Source organism: Promicromonospora sp. NPDC060271 (genome assembly GCF_042726755.1).
Taxonomy (GTDB): Bacteria; Actinomycetota; Actinomycetes; order Actinomycetales; family Cellulomonadaceae; genus Promicromonospora.
On the sequence record NZ_JBHXBG010000241.1, the window covers coordinates 1 to 6,596 of the forward strand.

The following is a 6,596-nucleotide window of genomic DNA, read 5'->3' on the forward strand; positions in this document are numbered from 1 at the left end:
GGTCGGTTGAATGACCGATCTCAGTGCAACCGACCGAAGTCGCTCAGCGCACCCAGCAACCGACCGAAGTCACCGAGCACGTCCCAACAATGGACCGAAGTCACCGAGCGCGCCCCCAGCAACGGACCGAAGTCACGAGCAACACCATGCGGCCGACCGAGCTCACGGATCAGCGACCCACTCCGGGCGCCACTCAAACGGCCCAGCAGCACGGATCACCGCGCGCGCCTCACCGTCGCGGCACCGCGTCCCCGCGCCAGAGCCCAGGATCAGGACCGCACGCCGTCAGCACCAGCACCAGCACCGCGCGCCGTCAGAAGCAGCTCACCGGCCGGCGCACGTCACCCCGCTCCCCAACCAACCCCGATCAGCAAGACATCTATAGCATTGTGTATAGCGCAACACAACGGTCTTCAACCACGAAGCAAAGTCAACACGGTAGCAGCCCGAAAATCTTGCGGTCAGCTCCCGGTACGCGGCATACGATCCGGGAACCATGAACCTCGCAGGAGTCCTCGCCGCTTCCACGAGCACCGTGCTGCTCGTCGAGGGCGAGAGCGACCGTGCGGCGGTCGAGACGCTGGCCGCACGGCTGGGCCTCCCCCTCGGCGACCTCGGCGTGCAGGTCGTGGCGATGGGCGGCATCACCAACATCGGCCATCATCTGGTGGCGCTCGGCGGCCAGGGCGTCCGCCTGGGCGGGCTGTACGACGCCGCCGAGGAACGCTTCGTCGTCAACGGGCTCGACCGGGTGGGCCTGCGCCCGCCGGCGGCGACCACTCCCCTGACCGACCTCGGATTCTTCCGCTGCGACCGCGACCTCGAGGACGAGCTCATCCGGGCGATCGGCATCGACGGGTTCCTGGCCCTGATCGACGCCGAGGGCGAGCTGCGCAGCTTCGAACGGCTGCGGGGCCAGCCCGCTCAGCGCGAACGCACGACCACCCAGCAGCTGCACCGCTTCATCGGGTCCAAGGGCGGGCGCAAGGAACGCTACGGACGCCGCCTGGCGGAGGTGCTGCCGCTGGACCGGGTGCCCGCTCCGCTGGACGCGGTGCTGCGCTGGGCGACCTGACCCACCCCAACACCCACCCCTGCACCCACCCCTGCACCCACCCCTGCACCCACCCCTGCACCCACGAAGAGCGTCAGTCCCGCCGCGGGTCGAGCACGATCATCCCGGCGCGCGGCGCCGTGTCCATGGTCGGCACGAGCGCTGCCGCCTCGGCCAGGCCGATGACACGGTCCAGCAGGTCCTGCGGCCGCAGCGTCCCGGATGCGACGAGCCCGAGCATCTCGGGATAGTCGGCGGCCGCCATCCCGTGGCTGCCGAGCACGTCGATCTCCCAGGCGATCACACGACCCATGGGCACGCGCGGACCGCCGTCGACCGGCGCGAACAGGCCCACCTGGACGTGGCGCCCGCGGCGGCGCAGGCTGCCGATCGCGTCGGCGCACGTCTGCTCGCTCCCGACGGCGTCCACCGCGACGTGCGCGCCGCCGTCGGTCATCTGCTGCACGACGGCGGGTACGTCGCGACCGTCGGCGAGCACCGTGCGTTCGGCGCCCGCTCGGCGGGCCGCCTCCAGCGCCCCTTCCGACCGGTCGACGGCGACGACGCGGGCGCCGCGTGCGAGGGCGATCATGATCGCGCTGAGGCCGACGCCGCCCGCGCCGACGACCGCCACCCACTCCCCTGCCTGGACGCGCGCGCGTCCGGCCACCGCCCGGTAGGCAGTGGCGAAGCGGCAGCCGAGGCTCGCCGCGGTCTCGAAGGAGACGCCGTCGGGGATCGCGACGAGGTTGGCGTCCGCCGCGTACAGCACCACGAGCTCGGCGTACGAGCCCCAGTGCGTGAACCCGGGTTGGGTCTGGTCCGGGCAGACTTGCGCCTGCCCGGAGCGGCACCACTCGCAGGCGCCGCAGCCGCTGACGAACGGGACGGTCACGCGGTCCCCGACCTGCCACTTCGTGACACCCGCGCCGACCGCGGCCACGGTGCCGGCGAGCTCATGGCCTGGGACGTGCGGCAGGGTGGTGATGTCGGTGTCGTGCCCGGCCCAGGCATGCCAGTCGCTCAGGCATAGCCCGGTCGCGTGCACCCGCACGACGACGCCCCCGTCCGGGGCGGTCGGGTCGGCCACCTCACGGACGTCGACGGGGCCCTGGAACTGGTCGAAGACGATGGCGCGCACGAGCGGATTGAATCACGACCGGGTCGGCGCCTGTCGAGAGGTGCGGGTCGCGTCGCAGGTCAGCAGCACATTCCGGCATATCGGGAGTGTCAGTGGTCCCGCCTAGGGTTGCGGTCATGGTCGCTCCCCCGCGCCTCGAGCGCGTCACCGTCGCCGAAGCCATCCGCCGCTACCTCGCGGCGGTCGAGGTCGAGACGATCCGTGGTGTCCTGTCGCCGGCCACGGCGCGCAGCTACACGCGCGACGTCACCGAGTTCGGCCGCCTCACGGGGCGGGACCGCATCCTCGACGACGTCACCGGTTCCGACGTCGACACCGTCCTGGTGCGCTACCAGTCGGCGCCCGACGCCCGCTACACCGATCCGGACCGCAAACCCGGGCCCGGGCGCAGCACCGCCACGGTCAACCGGTTCCGGCAGTCCGTCACCCGGTTCTTCGCGTACGCGGCCCGGGAGTGCTGGGTCCAGGCCGACCCCATGCAGTGGGCGGCGCCACCGGCCAAGGTGCGTGGGACCCTGCGCACCGCACGTACGGCGCTGTCGGCGGGCGCGGCGCGCAGCCTGCTGACCAGCGGTCCGGCCGAGACCCCTGCCCGCACCGATCAGGACCTCGCGCTGCGCGACCGCCTGGTGGTCGCGCTTCTCCTGGTCCTGGGCCCGCGTGTCTCGGAGCTGGCTCGCACCGACGTCGACGACGTCGCGCGCGAGCCCGAACGCACCACCTGGCGCATCCGCGGCAAGGGCGGCAACACCCGCACGGTGACGCTGTCCCCGCCCCTGGCCCGTGCCTTGGACGACTACCTCACCGACCTGCGTCCCACCCTGGCCGCCAAACGCCCGCAGGACGCCGACGCGCAGCGTGCCCTCCTGCTGTCCTGGCGTGGGCGCCGTATCGACACCCAGGCGATCCGGGCGTTGCTCTCCCGTGCGGTGCGCCGCATGCCTGCGCCTTACCAGCGGGAGGCCACCCCGCACGCCCTGCGGCACACCACGGCGACGCTGCTGGTGGCCGACGGCTGGGACGTCAAGGTCGTCGCGGAGCTCCTCGGGCACGCCTCGATCGCCACCACCGGCGTCTACCTCGACCGCATCGAGGGCGAGCTCGCCGCCGCCATCCGGTCCCATCCCCTGGCGGGCGCCTTCGACTGATCGCGCGACGTCGTGCCCGTTCAGGAGAACCGCGTGTAGAACGCGTTGCGGAACCGCTCCTCGGGATCGTGCTGTCGCTTCAGCGCGAAGAACTCGTCGAGGGTCGGGTAGGCCTGCGCCACCTGTTCGCGCGTGTAGTGGGGCTGGTACGGCAGGTAGAACGTGCCACCGTGCTCCAGGGCGACGCGTACCAGCCGTCGTGTCAGCCCCGCCATGTCGGCGTTCCCGGCGTCGGACAGGTCCTGGCTGAGATACAGGACCACCGACAGCCGGGTGCCCTGCGCGTACGACAGGAGCACCTCGTCACGGTGCACGACCCGGACGGACGCGCTGAGCAGCTCGGCGTCGTGGTCCCGCAGCACGGGCGCCGCCGCTCGGAGGAACTCTCCGAGCCGGTCCGGCTCCACGAAGTACTCGTGCAGGACGTCGGTGCGATCCGGCAGCTTGTGGTTGAGCAGCCCCAGCCCGTTGTACGTGGCCTGGGTCCGGGCGACCATGCACGCCTCGGCGTCGCGCAGTGCCGCGTTGCGCGAGGTGGCGCAGGGCTGAAACCTCGGTAGCACGTGCTTCTGCGCGACCCAGCGCGCCTCCTGGAAGAAGCCGCCGTGCCTGGCGAGGTTCAGTGCGAACCGTCCCACACGGGAGTTCTGGGTGTCCTTCAGCGGCCCGATCGGCTCGGCCACGCTGCCGGGAGCGCCCTCGTCGCTGTACGTATAGAGGATGGCCTCGGTCAGGAAGGACGACGGCGCCGTGGACAGGTGGGCGTACATCAGGCGCGCGTCCTCGTCGGGCACGACCTCATCGAGGTAGGTCCGCGCGAGGAGGTCGGTCGGGATGACGCGCTGCTCCAGCCGGTACACCGTGTCGGGCACGGTCTCCAGCTCGACCTCGGTGATCACTCCGAACAGCCCGTACCCACCGATCACCGCGGCGAACAGGTCCGGGTCGCTCGCTCGGTCGACGTCGCGCACCGTGCCGTCCGCGGACACGAGCCGCAGGGACCGTACCGTCCCTGCGATCGATCCCTGCCGGAAGTCGACCCCGTGCGCGTTCACCGAGACCGTCCCGCCCACGCTGAGGATGTCGATGCTCGGCATAGCGGCTGCCGCCCGGCCGTTGGCGTGCAGCGTCTCGAGGACGCTCCGCCACGTGGCACCGGCTCCCACCCGCACCGTGCCCGCCGCGGCATCCACGGTCACGGCGTCGAGCCCTCGCATGTCGAGCACGAGTCCGCCCGGGTAGGACGCCTGCCCGCCCATCGCGTGTCGTGTCCCCGACACGGATACCGCCAGGTCGTTCTGTCGCGCGTACGCGACCGCCTGAACGACGTCCTCCTCGCTGCCAGGACGCACGACACCGTGCACGGGGACCTCGTTCAGGCAGCTGGCATCGTTCACGACGCCGCCGATCTGTGTCAGGCCCCTGAGCTCCGGGATGGTCTCCGGTGGCGCCGGCACGGTCGGGCCGATGCCCGTGTCCGGGAAGCTGACGGGCCGCACCTCGGCGGTACACGTGCGCGGTCCGTCCGGTGCGGAGGAGTACCTGTCGCCCGCGAGGATGCCGATGACGAGCACCGCGACGAGGACGACTCCCAGACCCCACCGCCGCATGCTCTGTATCCGTCGACGCACCCGGCGAGCGGCTCCCGGTCCTGACATGGAAAGTCCCTTCGTCGGTGTGAGCATAGGGACACGCGGGGCGGAATTCGCTCGAATAACGACGACGGCGGTACGCGGCGGCGCCGCACCATCGAGTGCCGGCCGCGCGACAGCCCCGGGCGACCGTAATTCCGCGATCCTGGATCTGAGACCGGGTACCGTGAGCCCGTGGCGTCTCGCAAGGTCCTCAGCAATCTGCCCGGCAACCTCCCGGGCGGTCTGCCCAGCAATCTGCCCAAGCTCACGCTCGACGTACCGACCGATTTCATGCAGCGTGCCCGCACCTTCGCGACCCGGGCCGCGGTCATCGCGGCCGCCGTACCGGTCGGAGCGGCGGTGGCGCTCACCGTCACGGACAAGATCCGCCGGCGCATGCACCCGCTCACGTCGAAGTTCCCCACCGAGAAGCCGCTCACCGAGCACATCGACCAGACCGCGACCACGGTCTACACCTACGGCGCGGACCTGTTCGAGGCGATGCTCGAGGCGATCGCCGGGGCACGCAAGACCGTGATGCTCGAGTCGTACATCTGGAAGAACGACGAGATGGGCCAGCGCTTCAAGCAGGCCCTGATCGACGCGTCCGCGCGCGGCGTCGAGGTGTACGTCATCGTCGACGGCTTCGCCAACCTCGTCGTGCCCTACTCGTTCTTCCGCTTCCCGCCCGCCATCCACGTGCTGCGCTTCCCCGTGCTGCGCCCGGGGATGGCCTACCTCAACATCCGCACCTCGGGTCGTGACCACCGCAAGATCCTGGTGGTCGACGACGAGACCGGGTTCGTCGGCGGGTACAACATCGGCTCCCTGTACGCCACGCACTGGCGCGACACCCACGTCCGCCTCCAGGGGCCTTCCGCGTGGGAGCTGCGCAACGCGTTCGTCGACTTCTGGAACCGGCACCGCAAGCAGCGCCACCCCATCCTTGCCGACGCCGGATCCGGTACCTGGCTGCCCCACCTCAAGGCCGCGCGCAACGCGCCGTCCGAGCTCGTGTTCCCCATCCGCGGAATCTACCTCGACGCCATCGACCGGGCGATCAGCCACGTCTACATCACCCAGGCGTACTTCATCCCGGACCACGACATCCACGCCGGGCTGCTGGCCGCCGCCGCACGCGGGGTCGACGTCCGCGTCCTCGTGCCGCACCGCTCCAACCACGTGGTGGCGGACTGGCTCGCCCGCGGCCAGTACGCCTCCCTGCTGCGCGGCGGGGTACGGATCTTCCTGTACCAGGGCGCCATGGTGCACGCCAAGACCGCCACCATCGACGGCCGCTGGACCACCATCGGCACCGCCAACATCGACCGGCTCAGCCTCACCGGCAACTACGAGATCAACCTCGAGGTCGTCGACCCGGGCCTCGCCGGCCGCATGGAGGACATCTTCGCCATGGACCTGTCCAACGCGCAGGAGCTCACCCTCGCGCAGTGGGAGGAACGCGGCGCGCTCGCCAAGATCGGCGAGTACCTTCTGATCCCGCTGCGCCCCCTGCTGTAGCGAGCCGCCAGCCCCGCACCTGCTGCTGACTTCGGTCGGTTGCACGGTGCTGGCAGCTGACTTCGGTCGGTTGCTCTGAGATCGGTCAATCAAACGAC

General features: G+C 70.8%; 5 protein-coding genes. 3 read left to right on the forward strand and 2 right to left on the reverse strand.

The genetic code is table 11. The features are described 5' to 3' along the window. Positions 1 to 496 precede the first annotated feature (496 nt). The gene (locus ACFWE2_RS23905; protein WP_377226705.1) at positions 497 to 1,075 is read left to right on the forward strand and encodes a TOPRIM nucleotidyl transferase/hydrolase domain-containing protein; all 579 of its coding nucleotides are present in this window, start codon (positions 497 to 499) and stop codon (positions 1,073 to 1,075) included. Positions 1,076 to 1,148: 73 nt separating this feature from the next. Here ACFWE2_RS23905 and ACFWE2_RS23910 read toward each other — a convergent pair whose 3' ends face one another. Beyond that, the gene (locus tag ACFWE2_RS23910) at positions 1,149 to 2,195 is read right to left on the reverse strand and encodes an alcohol dehydrogenase catalytic domain-containing protein (protein WP_377226706.1); all 1,047 of its coding nucleotides are present in this window, start codon (positions 2,193 to 2,195) and stop codon (positions 1,149 to 1,151) included. Positions 2,196 to 2,311: 116 nt separating this feature from the next. Between ACFWE2_RS23910 and ACFWE2_RS23915 the strand changes: the two genes are divergently transcribed. Continuing rightward, positions 2,312 to 3,343: a tyrosine-type recombinase/integrase gene (locus tag ACFWE2_RS23915; protein WP_377226707.1), complete on the forward strand. Its 1,032-nt coding sequence runs from the start codon at positions 2,312 to 2,314 to the stop codon at positions 3,341 to 3,343. Between the two features lie 20 nt (positions 3,344 to 3,363). On the opposite strand, the gene ACFWE2_RS23920 is transcribed toward ACFWE2_RS23915, so the two are convergent. Continuing rightward, entirely contained in the window at positions 3,364 to 4,953 is a 1,590-nt protein-coding gene (locus ACFWE2_RS23920; RefSeq protein WP_377226708.1) for an FAD-binding oxidoreductase, read from the reverse strand. A gap of 216 nt (positions 4,954 to 5,169) precedes the next feature. On the opposite strand from ACFWE2_RS23920, the gene ACFWE2_RS23925 reads away from it, so the two are divergent. After that, entirely contained in the window at positions 5,170 to 6,498 is a 1,329-nt protein-coding gene (locus ACFWE2_RS23925) for a phosphatidylserine/phosphatidylglycerophosphate/cardiolipin synthase family protein (RefSeq protein ID WP_377226709.1), read from the forward strand. The last annotated feature ends 98 nt before the right edge of the window (positions 6,499 to 6,596 follow it).